This window comes from Streptomyces azureus, assembly GCF_001270025.1.
Lineage (GTDB): Bacteria > Actinomycetota > Actinomycetes > Streptomycetales > Streptomycetaceae > Streptomyces > Streptomyces azureus.
The window spans coordinates 1-14687 of record NZ_DF968197.1 but is presented as its reverse complement, the minus strand read 5'-3'; the positions used below and the strand labels follow the sequence as shown (position 1 = coordinate 14687).

General features: G+C 68.7%; 13 protein-coding genes and 4 pseudogenes. 8 read left to right on the top strand and 9 right to left on the bottom strand.

The genetic code is table 11. From position 1 onward, the window contains the following. The first annotated feature begins 114 nt into the window (after positions 1-114). From AOQ53_RS02800 to AOQ53_RS02790, 3 genes and pseudogenes are all read left to right on the top strand, one after another. Positions 115-917, top strand: a protein-coding gene (locus AOQ53_RS02800; protein ID WP_099054512.1) for an IS5 family transposase whose coding sequence is annotated in 2 segments (ribosomal slippage) — positions 115-463 and positions 463-917 — 804 coding nt in all. Because the reading frame shifts where the segments join, the coding sequence is not laid out codon by codon here. A gap of 91 nt (positions 918-1008) precedes the next feature. Next, positions 1009-1397: pseudogene (locus AOQ53_RS02795) on the top strand (VOC family protein). Between the two features lie 256 nt (positions 1398-1653). After that, a complete protein-coding gene (locus AOQ53_RS02790; protein ID WP_059414651.1) occupies positions 1654-2358 on the top strand; it encodes a hypothetical protein in 705 nt (234 codons plus the stop codon). A gap of 117 nt (positions 2359-2475) precedes the next feature. Here AOQ53_RS02790 and AOQ53_RS02785 read toward each other — a convergent pair whose 3' ends face one another. Continuing rightward, complete coding sequence (locus AOQ53_RS02785; protein WP_408055130.1) at positions 2476-3429, bottom strand: helix-turn-helix domain-containing protein; 954 nt, start codon at positions 3427-3429, stop codon at positions 2476-2478. Between the two features lie 110 nt (positions 3430-3539). On the opposite strand from AOQ53_RS02785, the gene AOQ53_RS02780 reads away from it, so the two are divergent. Both AOQ53_RS02780 and AOQ53_RS02775 read left to right on the top strand, forming a co-directional pair. Next, a complete protein-coding gene (locus AOQ53_RS02780; RefSeq protein WP_059414648.1) occupies positions 3540-3935 on the top strand; it encodes an MmcQ/YjbR family DNA-binding protein in 396 nt (131 codons plus the stop codon). Then, a complete protein-coding gene (locus tag AOQ53_RS02775) occupies positions 3932-4333 on the top strand; it encodes an MmcQ/YjbR family DNA-binding protein (RefSeq protein ID WP_059414646.1) in 402 nt (133 codons plus the stop codon). Before AOQ53_RS02780 ends, AOQ53_RS02775 begins: the two co-directional genes overlap by 4 nt. Before the next feature lie 649 nt (positions 4334-4982). Here AOQ53_RS02775 and AOQ53_RS45690 read toward each other — a convergent pair. Next, on the bottom strand, positions 4983-5366 hold the full coding sequence (locus AOQ53_RS45690) for a hypothetical protein (protein ID WP_059414645.1): 384 nt from the start codon (positions 5364-5366) through the stop codon (positions 4983-4985). A gap of 68 nt (positions 5367-5434) precedes the next feature. Here AOQ53_RS45690 and AOQ53_RS02765 point away from each other — a divergent pair, with 68 nt between their 5' ends. Next, entirely contained in the window at positions 5435-5815 is a 381-nt protein-coding gene (locus AOQ53_RS02765; RefSeq protein ID WP_099054511.1) for a DUF6233 domain-containing protein, read from the top strand. Between the two features lie 319 nt (positions 5816-6134). On the opposite strand, the gene AOQ53_RS02760 is transcribed toward AOQ53_RS02765, so the two are convergent. Further along, the gene (locus AOQ53_RS02760; RefSeq protein ID WP_059414643.1) at positions 6135-6659 is read right to left on the bottom strand and encodes an AAA family ATPase; all 525 of its coding nucleotides are present in this window, start codon (positions 6657-6659) and stop codon (positions 6135-6137) included. A 29-nt stretch (positions 6660-6688) separates the two neighbouring features. Further along, positions 6689-7125, bottom strand: a pseudogene (locus tag AOQ53_RS40210) (transposase); the annotation flags it as partial. An 85-nt stretch (positions 7126-7210) separates the two neighbouring features. On the opposite strand from AOQ53_RS40210, the pseudogene AOQ53_RS40205 reads away from it, so the two are divergent. Further along, positions 7211-8083: pseudogene (locus AOQ53_RS40205) on the top strand (IS5 family transposase); the annotation flags it as partial. Positions 8084-8098: 15 nt separating this feature from the next. Here AOQ53_RS40205 and AOQ53_RS02750 read toward each other — a convergent pair. From AOQ53_RS02750 to AOQ53_RS02740, 3 genes and pseudogenes are all read right to left on the bottom strand, one after another. Beyond that, complete coding sequence (locus tag AOQ53_RS02750) at positions 8099-8449, bottom strand: hypothetical protein (protein WP_059414642.1); 351 nt, start codon at positions 8447-8449, stop codon at positions 8099-8101. 46 nt (positions 8450-8495) lie between these two features. Further along, positions 8496-9116 carry a GNAT family N-acetyltransferase gene (locus AOQ53_RS02745; RefSeq protein ID WP_059414659.1) on the bottom strand — a complete coding sequence of 207 codons (621 nt, stop codon included), beginning with the start codon at positions 9114-9116 and terminating at the stop codon, positions 8496-8498. Between the two features lie 485 nt (positions 9117-9601). Continuing rightward, positions 9602-10001, bottom strand: a pseudogene (locus AOQ53_RS02740) (PP2C family protein-serine/threonine phosphatase); the annotation flags it as partial. Positions 10002-10418: 417 nt separating this feature from the next. Between AOQ53_RS02740 and AOQ53_RS02735 the strand changes: the two are divergent. Further along, on the top strand, positions 10419-10703 hold the full coding sequence (locus tag AOQ53_RS02735) for a hypothetical protein (RefSeq protein WP_059414640.1): 285 nt from the start codon (positions 10419-10421) through the stop codon (positions 10701-10703). An 894-nt stretch (positions 10704-11597) separates the two neighbouring features. Here AOQ53_RS02735 and AOQ53_RS02730 read toward each other — a convergent pair. Beyond that, positions 11598-13136: a carboxylesterase/lipase family protein gene (locus AOQ53_RS02730; protein WP_059414639.1), complete on the bottom strand. Its 1539-nt coding sequence runs from the start codon at positions 13134-13136 to the stop codon at positions 11598-11600. A 269-nt stretch (positions 13137-13405) separates the two neighbouring features. Beyond that, on the bottom strand, positions 13406-14536 hold the full coding sequence (locus AOQ53_RS02725; protein WP_236711534.1) for an amidohydrolase family protein: 1131 nt from the start codon (positions 14534-14536) through the stop codon (positions 13406-13408). Between the last annotated feature and the right edge of the window lie 151 nt (positions 14537-14687).

Below are 14687 nucleotides of genomic sequence, written 5' to 3'. Positions count from 1 at the left end.
TCGCCTTCACGAGCATCGCGTGCACCCTCATCTGTTACCGCAGACTCACCAAATGAGATGGCGTCTAAGGCGCCGTTTCTTATGGCGTGATCGTCGTTGAGCCGTGCATGACGGATCTCGGTTGGACGGTTGGTACCGGACGAGTTGTGGGTGTTGTTCCGGCGGGTGGTGCCTACCACGGAGGTGAAGCGTCCGCAGGGTGGTGGCCGACGGCGGGCCGGTGATCGCGAGACGCTGGCGGCCATCATTTTCGTGGCCACCCCGGGCTGCACCTGGCGGCAGTTGCCGCCGGCGTTCGGGCCGGCCTGGCCCACGGTCTACCGACGCTTCGCCCAGTGGAGCCGGGAGAGGGTCTCGGCCCGACTACATCGGGTCATCCTCGACGAACTCGGCGCCAGAGGAAAGCTGGACTGGTCGCGGTGCGCGCTCGACTCCGTCAGCGTCCGGGCAGCAAAAGGGGGCCACTGACAGGACCGAATCCGACCGACCGCGGCAAGCCAGGATCGAGCATCCACTTGACCACGGACCGGAACGGACTGCCCCTGTCACGGGGTATCTCCGGTGCCAACATGCACGACAGTCTCGGGCTGGAGCCACTGGTGCGCGGAATCCCGCCCGTCCGCTCCCGGCGCGGCCCACGTCGTCGGCGACCGGCCAAGCTCTGTGCCGACAAGGGCTACGACTACGACCACCTGCGCAGATGGCTCCGCAAGAGGGGCATCCGCCACCGCATCGCCCGTAAGGGCATCGAGTCGTCCACCCGACTGGGCCGCCATCGCTTGGTCGTCGAGAGGACAGTTTCCTGGCTGGCCGGATGCCGTCGCCTGCACCGCCGCTACGAACGTAAGGCCAAGCACTTCCTTGCCTTCGTCGGTATGGCCGCAGCTCTCATCAACTACCGCCGACTCACTACGTAGACGACAGCGACTCGGATCTATGGCGACATCGCGTGTCGGTCACCGGCTGGTGAGACATGGAGGTGTCGGGACATGCCTTCGGAGGCATTCCTTGTCAGTCGAGTTGAACCACACGATCGTCCACGCCCGGGACAACCGGGAGTCCGCAGAATTCTTCGCGAACCTGCTCAGCCTTGAGATCACCGCCGAGTGGGGCGCGTTCATCGCGGTCGACCTGAGCAACGGCGTCACACTGGACTTCGCCACAATCCCTGCGGACAGCATCACCCCCAGCACTACGCCTTCTTGGTCTCCGAGGAGGAGTTCGACGCGGCGTACGCGCAGATCAGGCAGCGCGGCATCGAGCACTACGCCGACCCCCACCGGAAGCAGCCCGGCACGATCAACCACAACGATGGTGGCCGTGGCGTGTACTTCATGGACCCGGCGGGCCACGCCATGGAACTCATCACCGTGCCGTACGGCGGCTGGACCTCGTAACCCCATGCACCGAGGGGCCGCACCCCAGCGCGGAGTGTGGCCTCAATCGCTTCTGTGCCTCATATGATCCCGGCCGGCACCCTGCGATACCTGCCCCTCCGCCCGGCGGGCACCATCAGCACCAAAGGAAACGGCGTCTAAGGGAGGACTGCGGGAGGCCATCTGCCGCCGATGCGGCTGGCCGGGGATCGTCGGCGCGGACGGCACCTGCCGGGGATGCCGGATCGCGGTCCGGCTCGGTCAGGACCCGGCGTGGATGCATGCCGAGTTCGAACGGCGCGCCCTGCCCGCCGGGCGGCCGCTGCAACTGGCCGTGCGCATCGAGGGACTAGCCCTGAACAGCAACCCGCTGCGCAACCGCGCCGCCTCGAGCCCGCGGCAGAGGCTCGCGCCGTGGGCCCGCGGCCGGGTACCGCCAGCCCTCGACGACCCCGTGGTGTGCGTGGAGGAAGTCCCCGGCCAGCTCGGGCTGTTCGCGCCCTGGACCAGGACCTTCACCCGCGCCCACCGCCAGCGCATCCCCGACTTCCCCGAAGTCCAGGCGCTGCTCCAGGCGATGGCAGTCGAACGCCGCGTCGGGCAGACCTGGCACTTCCACACGGAGGAGGGCGCCCGGCTCGCTCTGGCCGCCCGATCCCCGGATGAACGCCTGGTACGCCCCGAGACGCTCGCGGATCTCCCGCAGATGGCGCCGACCCTGCACGAGGCCCTGAAGCGGGCAGGACTGCTCGCCCCGCCGCGGCCGCGGCTGGTGCCCTCCTGGATGTCCGCCGGCCTGGGCAGTTGTCGCGAGTGCCTGGCCTGGACGAACGAGCGGGACCAGCGGTGCGCGCCCTGTCTGGAGTGGGGCGCCGGCCGCCAGCCCGGCCCGTGTCACCGGTGCGGGCGGCTGCTGCCGTTGCGGGGCGTTCGCCCAGACCGCGACAGGCGCGATCGCGTCCTGACCAGGGACCTAAGGTGACGCACCCCCAGCCAGTGAGCGCGAACGAAGGAGGCGGTCAGCCCCGGCCCGTCCCCCGCTCCGGACGCGATCAATGCCGAGGCGGCCATGGGGATGCCAGCTTGTGCCGCGCCCGCCTCACATGCCGATCCTGGTTTCGCGGGCCGTGAAGGCGGCCGGGGTGAGACCGGTGTGGCCACGGAAAAAGCGGCCGAAGTTCGCGGGATCGGTGAACCCGAGATGGACGGCCACAGCCCGGGCGTGCCAACCGCCACCTCTCAGCAGGCGCCGGGCTTCGAGCAGCCGCCGCTCGTCGATGACCTCACGCACCCCCTTGCCGGTGACGTCCCGGGCCGCTCGGCTGAGGGTGCGAACCGAACAGCCGAGCAGCCCGGCATAGTCCGCAGCCCGGTGCAGTTCCCGGAAGTGCAGCTCCAGGGCGTCCACGAACCGTGCGTACGTATCCCTGCGTCCCGTGCCGCCCGCCGACGCGCCGTCGGGGGTGACGTCCGGGGAGCTGGCAAGGCGCAGCAGCAGCGATTCGAGCAGGCTGCGCCGCAGGGCGTGGTGGACATCGAGCCGGCGCCGCCCCAGCGCACGGTGCTCGTCCAGGAGCTGGAGCGCCGTCTGCCGCAGCCAGGCCGCGTCGTCGGGGTGCGGGCTGAGAACGGCAGGGGCCTCGTGCGCGGTGAGCGGGGCCAGCAGACGGGCGGCGTCGGATGTCAGCACGTCCGGCTCGAACAGGATGAACAAGCCGCGGGCGGCGCCCGGCGGATGCCAGCACTGCGCGTGCCCGGGACGCACCCACAGCCACTGGCCGCAGGCGACGGTCCGCGTGACGTGGTCGACGTCGTGGAGCAGCTCCCCCTCGGTGACGAGGATCAGATAGTGGAAGGTGGCACGGCCCGGACGGGGCGGATTCCACGGCCAGTCGTCGTGCTCGGCGAAGAAGTCCTCGACGGTGTTCACCTCCAGGCCGTACGGAGTGCCGACGGGGGGCTGGAAACCGTACAGCGGAACCGTGGCCTGCTCGGCCTGCCCGCTGCGTCCGACGCGCGGAGGCCGCTTGAGGTGTCGCTTACCGACCATCACGTGTCCGCAGTTTACCGCCCGTCTTGCCCGCGTCGCTGGAAAGGATGGAGGCGCGGTACGCGTCCTTGGCCGACGCCCCTGCCCGCCACCACCCGAGGAAGGAAAAACTCATGAACGGATCGACCCTGCAGACGTTCGCCGCCGAGTGCGCGCAGGAACTTCCCGGAGCCCAGCTGGAGCATCCCTTCGGCCCGGGCTGGGAGGTCTTCAAGGTACGAGGCAAGGTGTTCATGCTGATGACCGAGGTCCCCGGGCGCCCCGTCGTGATCATCAAGGCGGAGCCCGGCGAGGCCCACGCCCTCCGAGAACACAACAGCCACATCACCCCCGGCTACCACATGAACAAGAAGCACTGGATCACGCTGGAGGGCGGGGCAGGTGTCGAGAAGAAGCTCGTCAAGGAACTCGTCACCGACTCCTACCTGCTCGTTGTCGCCCGCCTGCCCAAGGCCGAGCAGCCCGTCGACCCGCATACCTATGGCACCAGCACGCGGGCGGCCCGGTGAGCGCGGCCGGTGACCGCCTCCAGGACACCGCCCGCAAGGCGGCCCTCGCCCTGCCCGACGTCAGTCACGACCGCCCCTTCACCCCCGACCTCGACGTGTACAAGGTCGCGGACAAGGTGTTCCTGATCGTCACCGACGACCCGGACGAACAGATCATCACGGTCAAGTGCGAGCCCGAGCACGCGCGGGCACTGAAGCGCGGCTACGCCTCGATCACCCCGGGTCGCTATCTCGACAAGAGGCACTGGATCTCGCTGGGGCCCGGGCGGGGCATCACGAAGCAGCTGACCAACGATGCGGTCGAACACTCCTACGACCTGGTCATCGACAGTCTGCCAAAGAGCGAGCGCCCGCAGCGAGCCGGGCCGCCCGGTCAGCCATCCGCACCACCACGGTGACCGAGCACGCCGCCTGCTCACACGACCGCAGCCGGTCCGCGGCTCCGCGGCCAGCCACAGAGCCGCGGACCGGACCTCGAAGCCGTCGAGAACATCCTCGGCGAAGTCGGCCCGGGCACTGACGGTCTCCGCTGCACGGCCCGGCACGGCCATCCGATGGTCCACTCCCTGCGCGCGTTCCTGCAGCGCACGGCCGGGCCGTCCCAGGATCCGCAGCACCGTGGCTCCGGGCAGCACGGTCAGCTGCCCGATCGTCTGCATTCCCAGGGCACGACGCGTCTTGGCCTGGAAACGCCGGATCCCGTACAACTCGCCGACCGGAAGTGGCCGAGGACGTCCGCGGTGTCGGACGCCGGGCACGTGAAGGACGCCGCTCGCCCCCGTACGCGAGGACGCCATGGCCGCAACGCTCCAGGAAGAGCCGATCCCCACGACCACGCCCAGGTGGAACAAAGCAGCCGTCTGAAGCCCGGCCGCTGCGCCAGACCGACCGGGCCGACACCGAACAGCCACAGAGCGCCGCCTACCTGGGCAACGGCCGCCGACGGTGCCAACGACTGGGCGAGCGGGGCAAACCGCTCGATCACCTCCATGAGCTCCCCGAGCCCTTCGCCCTGGCGAGGCCTCACGTGGAAGAAGACCGCCTCCCTCACCACACCCTCCCGAGCACAGGCCGTACGAGTCCCTGCTGCCCCAACCGGCTGGACGATCGCCGTCTCGGCCTCAAGTGGCCAGCCAGTTCGCTGTCCTGGGCCCTCAGGAATCCGCGAACATGTCGGCTTCTGGTGGGGCCGAAGCCGACGCGGACGTCGACTCCGAGGCGGGAGAGCGTCCGCACACGCAGCCTCTCCCCCAGGTGCCGGGCGCCGGCGCCGTGGTAGCGCAGCGCGCCCTTCAGCTCCACCAGAGCCGCGGACGGCGGTAGGGACTGCACGACCGGGGAGAGCTCCGCGAGCTGGTCCAGGACCTGCCGGTGCATCCCCTCCGGCAGCCAGTCCGGCAGCGCACATACATCACCGTCGTCCCCGTACACGCCGGTTCTCCTGCGCTCATGGCACACCCACCTCCTCACCACCCAGATTATCGAACTAGAATTCGAAAATGCGAGGTGCGACCCGCGCGGCGAAAGACCCGGGACGGAACGTGTTCGACGACCTGCCACCTGACCTGGAGCGCCTGCTCACCCTGAGGGTGTGGCACGCGATGTGGCTGACGCGCATCGACAACAAGATCGCCGATCTCCAGCGGCGCGAAGCCGAGCGGGAACACGGTCGGCGGGTCCGGCCCGCAAGGCCGGAGTGGATCGTCCAGCTGGGCATCGGCACCGGACGCCCGCCCGTCCAGGTCCACGCCGGCGACTGCTACGCCGCAGGCAACCGCCACCGCCCCGTCGACCGCGACGAAGCACGCCGGCTCCTTGCCTCCGGACTACCCGCCTGCCCCCACTGCCAGCCCGACATCGAGCTCCGCATCCTCGACTGACAGAAGACGTCGCAAGGAGCCCTTGCTGCGCGTACGCGGCCAGCTCAGATAGAGCCATGCTGAGAGAGAAAGCCTCCCGCGCCTCTACGGCTGGGTCGGCGAGAGCGAAGGCACCGACCTCACCTCACCTTCCTCAGCGCCAAGCGCGAGGAAACCAGCGACGGGCCCAACACCCCGCCGGCGACCTGGGCTTGAGCATCCCCGATCTCGTCAGCCCGAAAACATCCGAGAGGGACCAGAGCCTGTCCGGCGGATCTTTCCGGGCTCGGCGCTCCTGGCACGGCTGCGTTACTGGGCGGCACCGAGGTTGGCCGGACAGTCACGCGAGCGATGGCCACCGATCGGCGGCCCACTCCAGCCATCCGGACCACCCAGGAGGCGGACCTCCTACCTCATGTCCATCGAGTTCCGCGGCGTCGGGCTCCTCGAACAGCGTCCTCCAGTGCAAGAGGTCCGTCTCGCTCATCACGAAGGTCTGATCAGGGGTGGTCGACTGGCGCTGGACGATCCGAGCGCGTTGGGTCTCATGGTCCACCGGCACGTACACGAGTTGACAGGACGCGCCCACAGACATCACCAACCAGCGGATCGCGGACCTCTCGTCACGAGACCAGCAGCCGAAATCCAAGACCACGTTCGTTCCCAGCTTCAGCGCCTCCAGACCCAGCCAGAGCAGCCGTCCTTCCAGCACATCGCGCTTCCCGGCCGGCTGCGGATCACCGAACAGCGGGAGCATCCACTCATCAGGCGTCAGCCGCAGCGCGCTGTGCTCCTTGGCCAGATGTCGAGCTCTCGTGGTCTTTCCGGCCCCGGGCAGGCCGACCGTCAGGAACAACGTCGTCACGCCCAGATCTTGTCACGAAGGCCAAGTGATCACGGCTTGAGCAAAAGGCGGATCGAAGCCACGGTGACGGTGCCGTGGAAGATATTGGCGCGCTTGTCGAATCTCGTGGCCACGGCCCGGAGTTCTTCAGCGCGTTGATCATTCGCTCAACTTCGTTCCTCCGCTTGTAGATCGTCTTGTCGAAGCCGGCGGGCCGGCCGCCTTTGCTGCCACGGCGGTGGCGGTTGGCCCGCTGGTTCTTCGGCTCGGGGATCGTGTGGTTGATCTGGCGTCGTCGCAGGTAGCGGCGGTTGCGGCGGAAGGAGTACGCCTTGTCTCCGCCGAGATGGTCAGGCCGAGTCCGGGGACGTCCGCCGTCCAGTCGGGCGACACGGACACGCTCCATGACCGGGATGAGCTGCGGGGCGTCGCCCCACTGGCCCGGGGATACCAGCAGGGCCAGTGGGCGCCGTCCGTCCTCACCGGCACCAGACAGACGCTGGACGTCACGCTCGTGCGTCCCGAGCTCGTATTCGAGGTCGGCCTCGACGTCGCCCGCGACGCCGCCGACCGGAGATCTCACGGACAAGGAATGGGTGCGGCTGCAGCCGCACCTGCCCAAGTCCGGGCAACGAGACGGGCGCTGGGAGGGTCATCGTCGCCGGGTGATCAACGGGATTCTCTTCCGGCAGCGCACTGGGATGCCGTGGCGGGATCTGCCTGCGCGGTTCGGCAAGTGGAAGACCGTGTATGAGCGGCACAGACGCTGGTCGGCGGACGGCACGTGGGACAAGATCTTTGCAGCCGTCCTGGCCGACGCCGATGCGGAGGGCCGCATCGACTGGTCCATGGTGTCCGTGGACTCCACCACCTGCCGAACCCACCAGCACGCCGCCGCACCTCGTAGGAAATCCCCGCGGGTGCCGGGAAAAGGCGCACGCCCCGGCAGCACCGCCCTGGTGAGGGACTCGGACGCTCCCGGGGTGGCCTCGCCTGCAAGATCCATCTGGTGGGGGAAGGCGGGCGACGCCCCCTTGCCTTGCTGATCACTCCGGGCCAGTGGGGAGACGCCCCGCAGCTCATCCCTGTCATGGAACGAATCCGCGTCTGCCGCCTCGGCGGCGGGCGTCTGCGCACCCGGCCCGACCAGCTCAGCGGCGACAAGGCGTACTCCTCTCGCCGCAACCGCCGCTACCTACGCAGACGGCAGATCAAGCACACCATCCCCAAGCCGAACAACCAGCGGGCCAACCGCAAGCGCCGCGGCAGCCAAGGCGGGTGGCCCGCCGGCTTCGACAAGACGATCTACAAGCGCAGGAACGAAGTGGAGCGGACGATCAACGCCCTGAAGAACTTCCGGCGTGGCCACGAGGTTCGACAAGCGGGCCTACGTCTTCCACGGCACGATTACCGTTGCCGCGATCCGACTGTGGCTCAGGATGTGACCGGCAGGTCGGGATTCAGAGCCATCGTTGTGCCGCCTCGACGCTGTCCCCGCCGCTGGTGTTGAACGCAATGGCGGACTGGGGCGCACGGCTGCGGATCAGGTTCACGATCTGTTCGAAGAGCGGAAGCAGCTGCTCGGTCTTGCGGATCCCACCGCCGACGACCACGACATCCCACGGCTGCTTGGTCAACGATGCCACGAGGGTGGACTCGGCCGATGCGTCGAACACGATCAGCGTCATGGCCGCGTCGATGCCGTGCTCGCCGAACCGGGCCAACTCCGCATCGAGCGCCGCACGATGCGCCTCTGCGTCGACGCCAGGTATCGCTTGCGGATCGTAACCAACAACAAGTACAGAAGGCATGCGGCCAACCTACCGAGCCTTGTCCAAATGATCCGCCGGACAGGCCCTAGTCAGCCACCGACGTGTGCGCCGGACGGCGAGGCTTGCGCCACATCGCCCACAGCCTCGGCCCGCCGCCCGGCAGCTGCAGTTCCTCTCGCACCGTGAAGCCGAAGTGCTCGTAGAAGGGCACGTTGGCCGGCGCGGAGGACTCCAGGTAGACAGGCAGACCCGCCGCGTCGGCTTTGGCCAGCCCTGAGCGCAGCAGAGCCGCCCCGTGTCCCTGACCCTTTGCCGCTGGGTCCGCGCCGATCACTGCCAGGTACCAGTGCGGTTCGCGGGGTGCGTGCTTGGCGGCCGTTTCGACAGTGTCCCTGAACAGCACAGCCCGGTCACCGAGAATGCTCTGGAGCTCTCGGATGGTTTCCCCGTCCGGAACGGCCTGGACCTGTGACTCTGCAGGTACCCAGAAGGCGGCGGCTGCCTCCGTTCGCTCGCAGACTGCGTGGCGGACGTACTGCCGGGTGAAGATCGTGGTGAAGTAGCGGTCCAGCCCTTCCCTGCGCGATGAGTCGTCGGGGAAGAACCAGCGCATCATCGGGTCGTCGTCGAAGGCGCGGGCCAGGGCGCGGCTGATGAATGCGGCGTCGTCCATCGTTGCCGTCTTTGGCGTGTTCGTTTTCGGCATGTAGATCATTCTGCATCCGTGATCATCGATGATGGGACGGGGCCCCGGTCGGGCACGCGGACCAAGGTTCGTCAGGGACTCTCCCGTGGCCGCTCCGCCTCGGTTCCCCCCACCCGGAGATCACGATCGTGGGAGCAGGCCGGCACCTATGGGGGCGAGCTGGGGGTGCCGGACCGGGCGGCAGCCGCTCTCCCTGGCCTCGATGCCGACCGCTGTCTGACGGTCAGTGCCCAAGCGGCAGGACTGCCGACTCTGCCTTGCCCCTGGGACCGATGGTGACAGCCACGTCCTGAGCCAGGTCCCGCACCAGGGGCCGCCTGATCCCGCCCGACCGGGAGGGATCAGGCGGCAGCCGCCGTTTACGCATGCTGAGAGGCTGCTTCTGAACTCCCCAGAGGCAGCGCCGAGAGCTGGTGACTTCGAGCTCGCGTCGAGCAGACACCTGCGGCAGAGATACAGCCAAGCGGGCGCGAGGGCGCGTAGGGCTAGAGCCGGATGACGACGAGAGCGATGTCGTCGAGGCCGCCACGGAGACGTCGAGGCGGGTCAGCAGCGCGTCGGCCAGCTGGTCCGGGGCCAGGGCGCTGTCCTGAGCCAGGGCTGTGACCAGGCGTGTCAGGCTGGCGTCGATGTCTTCGTCGCGACGTTCGATGAGGCCGTCCGTGTACAGGACGAGGGTGTCCCCCGGCCGTAGCTGAGGCCGGCCTGGGGGCGGGGGGCATGGTGCTCGCGTGCGCCCAGCGGCGGATCGGTGGCCTTCAGCTCGCACGTCCCGTCTCTGTGGAGCAGGACGGGCGGTGGGTGCCCGGCGTTGCTGTAGGTGATCAGCCTGCTGCGGGTATCGATGAGGACCTTGACCGCGGTTGCGGCCATCGCACCGTCCATGGGTGACCAGCGAACTCCCCCGGCTGCCCAACCACCAGGCCACGGTCATCCGGCCGTTCGCCGAGTGGCACGTAGTCCGCGACGCCCGTCGGCAGGCTGCCCGAGGCCGCTACTCCTACGGTGCCGCCTCCGGAGATTCAAGGACGTCCAGCCCGCCATCATGTTTCTGAATTGGCTCGACGAACGCGAACAGCAACTGGACGCCTTGAACCAGGCGGACTTCGACCTCTGGCTCGCCAACCACCCGACCCAGCACGTCGTGATCGGTCCTGCATCCGCTGGGCCACGGCCCCGGCGCCTAACCGGCCCGCTCGAACTACCCAAGCGGGGCCGCCCGTTCGCGGTCGCTTTCCAGACACCAACGAGTACGACCAGCAGCTACGCCGCTGCCTCAACGACACCACGCTGCCCCGCGAGGTGCGCATCATCGGTGCGCTGGTCCGGCTCTATGCCCTGCCCGTCACCAAGATCATCGAAATCGTCACGGACCGGTTCCACCGAGACGACACCGGCTCCTACCTCACCATCGACCGGCACCCCGTACTGCTCCCGCCCAGACTGGGCCAGCTCATCAAAGAGCAGATCGCCCAGCCTCGCACCACCACCCGGATGCGCCGGGCTCTGGACGAAGCCTCCCCCTACCTACTGCCCGGCAAGTTCCCCCACCGCCCCGCAACCCCCACGGGGTGGGCAACCTGTTGAAACAGCACGGCCTGCCCGTGCTCAGCGCCAGGAACACCGCGGTGATCGAAGCAGTCACCACACTGCCGCCCGTGGTGGTCGCCGACCTGTTCGGCCTCCACTCCTCCACCGCGGAGAACGGGCGAAATACGCGAACGAACGTGGCTCCATGCGGCCCGCCCCACCCGCTCCTACGGCCTGTACTGGTCGAATGACGACCCGAGAACCACCCTCGGCCGCTCCTACGACATCCTCATCCACCTCCACCAGGTCGAAGCGGCCCACCTGCGGTGATCAACTCACGGGATCGAGACGACGGCCTTCAACAAGGCACGCCGCCGCCACCCCCAGGCAGTCAGTCAAGGCAGCCAGGCACGGCAAGCATGGATGCCAACTCTTTCGTGCCATACATACGCATAGCGCAACATCGGAACACTGCCTCTTTCCCAGTAGGACGGCGGTGTGCAGGCGGCGGAGTACCGTGTCTGGGTCCGGGCTCCCGACCATGTGCGACCGGCCGAAGGCGTCGACTACGACCATTTCGTGTCAAGTCTGTGCGTGTTGCAGGGCTGGTCCTGATGGGGCGGACCTCAGCACCTGGCCACAGAAGCTGATTCGTATCCTTCAATCGATCTTCACGGCCGGGGACACGGTTGTTCTGATGCCCGATCCGTACTGCCGGGAGGCCAGGCGCCCGAAGATCCGCACCTCCGAGGCTGAGAACCGCTGGACTTTGGCCCGTCGTCGCCTTCCCATACCCAGACCGTCAGCAGCCCGTACCGGCTCGCGGTAGCCGCTCTCAGGGTGGTGATGTGATCGGCGGCGGTGATGTGATCGGCGGCGGTGTTGGCTCCAGCGTCAGGGATCCCGCGGCAGTTCCGCAAAGTCGGCGTGCCGCTTTCGATCCCGAGTACGTCAGGCCGGCCGGGTGGGCCAGAGTGCGGTGACGTCGTCGGCCGGGGGCTCGGTGATCATGCGGCCGGCGTCGGCCGGGGATTTGCCGATGGCCCGGGAGTTGCCCGCGGCGTGCGGGTCGTATGGCGGCCAGCCCGGGGAGCCGGTGGCGGCGAAGGCGGCCCAGGCGCCGACGAGGGTGTCGCGGGCGGTGAGGTGTTCGGGGGTATCGGCGCCGACGAGCGAGAGTTTGTCGAAGACGTGGAGCAGGTCGGCGCCGTGGAAGGCGCCCATGGCCGGTCCGCAGGGTTCGTCGACGAGGAGGTAGTGGTAGGCGCGGCCTCCCGCCCCTGCCTGGGCCTGGGCCAGACGCGTGGCCGGGATGCGGTAGAGGGCGTCGGTGAGGAAGGCACTGCGCAGGGCTGACAGGTCGTCGGAGTCGGCGTTGCGGCCGCGGTAGGCGTCGAGGAGCTTCTCCGGTTCCGTGACTCCGGCGCGCCGCATTTCGGTGTACAGGGCTGTTTCGCCTTCGGGGCGAAAGGAGTCGCCGCCGATCATCTGGAAGACGCGGACTTCGTCGCGGGTGGCGCCGACGAGCAGGGGGATGTCGACGGCGGCACCGTCGGCGACGGCCTGCTGCGGGGCGACGGGCAGCACGCTGCCGTCGAGTACGGCACCCCAGGACCGGCCGCCGGGCAGGTTGCGCTGTCCGATGTCGCCGGTGACGACCGTGCTCTGGGCGTCCAGGATCCGCCGGCAGGTGACGGTGAGCAGGTCCTCTGGGCCATCGAGGCGGAGTGCGGTGATCAGGTCCTCGGCCATGGTGGTGGCGGTGGCCCGGTCGAAGATCCGGGACGTACTGCCGCTCTGGAGGATCGCCTTGTGGAAGAGGCCGGCGGCTGCGGGTGCGGCCAGCAGGGCTCCGATGGAGAAGGCACCGGCGGACTGCCCCGCCACGGTGATGTTGCCGGGGTCACCGCCGAAGGAGGCGATGTTGTCCCGTACCCAGCGCAGGGCGGCCATCTGGTCCTGCAGGGCGAGATTGGTGGACCCGGCCCACTGGCTGCCGAGGTCGGCCAGGTGCAGGAATCCGAGTGCTCCCAGGCGGTAGTTGGCGGTGACGACGACCGCGCCGGTCTGCCGGGCGAGAGCGGCCCCGTCGCTGTACGGGGGTGCGGCGGAGCCGACGTCGTATCCGCCGCCGTAGATCCACACGATGACGGGGCGGATGGCGTCCTCGGCTGTCGTCGTGGGTGTCCAGACGTTGAGATACAGGCAGTCCTCGGACGTCTCCCGGATCTCCGCTGTGGGGAAGGTGGGAAAGGAGGACTTCTGGCTCGCCTCCGGCATCAGGGAAGAGGCGCCCTGCGCTGGCGCCGGTGCGAAGCTGTCGGCCTGGCGGACACCCTGCCACGGCCGGGGCGGCTGGGGCGGGCGGAACCGCAGCTCACCCACCGGGGGTGCGGCGAAGGGGATACCGGCGAAGAGACGCCCTCCGTCGGGGAGTTCGGATCCGCGAACGGTTCCCGTGTTGGTGTCGGTCAGGAGTGCGTCTGCCATGGCGTGAGCCTGTCTTCCCAAGGTGCGGAGGATTCGTTCTTGCTGTCGGCGTGGTGGGCCAGGCTCTGCCCGACGGAAGTCGCGCCCAGCCGGACGAGCATCACCGTTTGAAGGTCTGGCGGATGCCCAAGTGGCGCAACAGCGCCATGACGTGCTGGCGGATCCTGTGGGCTCAGGACCGAGCATCCGGTGCCGGTGTTCGCGGGGCTGGCCGACGGCGCATGTATGTGCCGTCGGCCAGCCGCACTCCTCACCTGCTGCTGTCCTGATCAGAGATGCAGCAGGTGTGCCGCGTTGCGGTGTGCGATGCGTTCGAGACCGGCGCGGGAGAACGGCGCTGTGCGGAGGAACTCGACCGCCTCGGCGGTTGATTCGTAGGGGTAGTCGACGGCGAACAGCAGCCGGTCGGCGCCGATGGCGTGGACGGCTCCGAGGAGGGCCGCGTGGGAGAAGACGCCGCTGGTGGTCGCGTAGAGGTTGTGCCGCAGGTAGTGGGACGGCAGGTGTCGTGGCCTGCTCTTGGGGTCGGCCTGGTGGTAGCGGCTGTCGAGCCGGGCCAGCTGGAAAGGAAGAAGTTCCCCCATGTGCCCCAGCGTCACCGAGGCCCCGGGGAACTCGTCGAACACTCCGCCGTAGATCAGGCGAAGTGCGTGGGCGCCGACCTGTGCTGTCCATCCCCAGGACGGCCCGCTCAGCACGGGATGCCCCTCGAACACCCGCCAGTGATCGACGGGGAAGAGCGCGGGGTGGAGGTAGAGCGTCACGCCGAGCCGTTCAAGTTCGGCCCACACGGGCCGGAACTGCGGCTCGTCGAGGTAGTGGCCCTGAACGTGGTCGTTGTGCAGAACCCCCTTGAGGCCGAGTTGCCCCACCGCCCGGCGTAGCTCGACCACGGCGGCCCGCGGGTCCTGCAACGGCAGGGTGGCGAAGCCGGCGAACCGTGTCGGGTGGGCGGCGACCACTTCGGCCAGGCGGTCGTTGACCCGGCGGGCCGTGGCCACGGCCTCGGAGGGGTCCTCGATGGCCTCCACGCCGGGTGAGGTGAGCGACAGGACCTGCATGTCCACCCCATGCTCGTCCATGTCCGCCAGCCGCAACTCCGTGAAGTCGGCGAGCCGGCGCCCCCACTCCTGTCCCCAGCCGGCAGGCATACGGGCCTCGCCCGGCCATGGGATCAGCTCCGGAACGGAGAACGCCTCTTCGACCGCGATCACCTTCATGCCGCGCCCCGGATGGCCGGCGGTGGTCCCTGCCGACGTGGAGGTGGTGGCCTGGGCGGCGGCGGGCGGGGGCACGATGCCTGCCGTGCCGGCGGTGACGCCAGCCGCGGCGGTCAGCAGACGCCGCCGCGAGGTGGCCGCGGCGAGGGGGGATTCAGACGATCCTGTCGTCATCGTCATGCCTTTCCATCGGTTTACGGGAATCAGGGGCATGGGTCGGGAGGTGGGGATCGATCCGACTCCACCATTAGGTAACCTAATCGTAGGCTACCTAATGAACGGTGATCTCGGAAGCCCCGGCGATGTTGGGCACCAGATTTGACCGGCTTAC

Bases quoted from the DNA above. Each gene is read 5' to 3' on its own strand.
- AOQ53_RS02725 (WP_236711534.1), bottom strand. From the start codon at position 14,536: ATGACGATGACGACAGGATCGTCTGAATCCCCCCTCGCCGCGGCCACC.
- AOQ53_RS02745 (WP_059414659.1), bottom strand. From the start codon at position 9,116: ATGCCGAAAACGAACACGCCAAAGACGGCAACGATGGACGACGCCGCA.
- AOQ53_RS02750 (WP_059414642.1), bottom strand. From the start codon at position 8,449: ATGCCTTCTGTACTTGTTGTTGGTTACGATCCGCAAGCGATACCTGGC.
- AOQ53_RS02780 (WP_059414648.1), top strand. From the start codon at position 3,540: ATGAACGGATCGACCCTGCAGACGTTCGCCGCCGAGTGCGCGCAGGAA.
- AOQ53_RS02790 (WP_059414651.1), top strand. From the start codon at position 1,654: ATGCATGCCGAGTTCGAACGGCGCGCCCTGCCCGCCGGGCGGCCGCTG.
- AOQ53_RS02765 (WP_099054511.1), top strand. From the start codon at position 5,435: ATGCGAGGTGCGACCCGCGCGGCGAAAGACCCGGGACGGAACGTGTTC.
- AOQ53_RS02730 (WP_059414639.1), bottom strand. From the start codon at position 13,136: ATGGCAGACGCACTCCTGACCGACACCAACACGGGAACCGTTCGCGGA.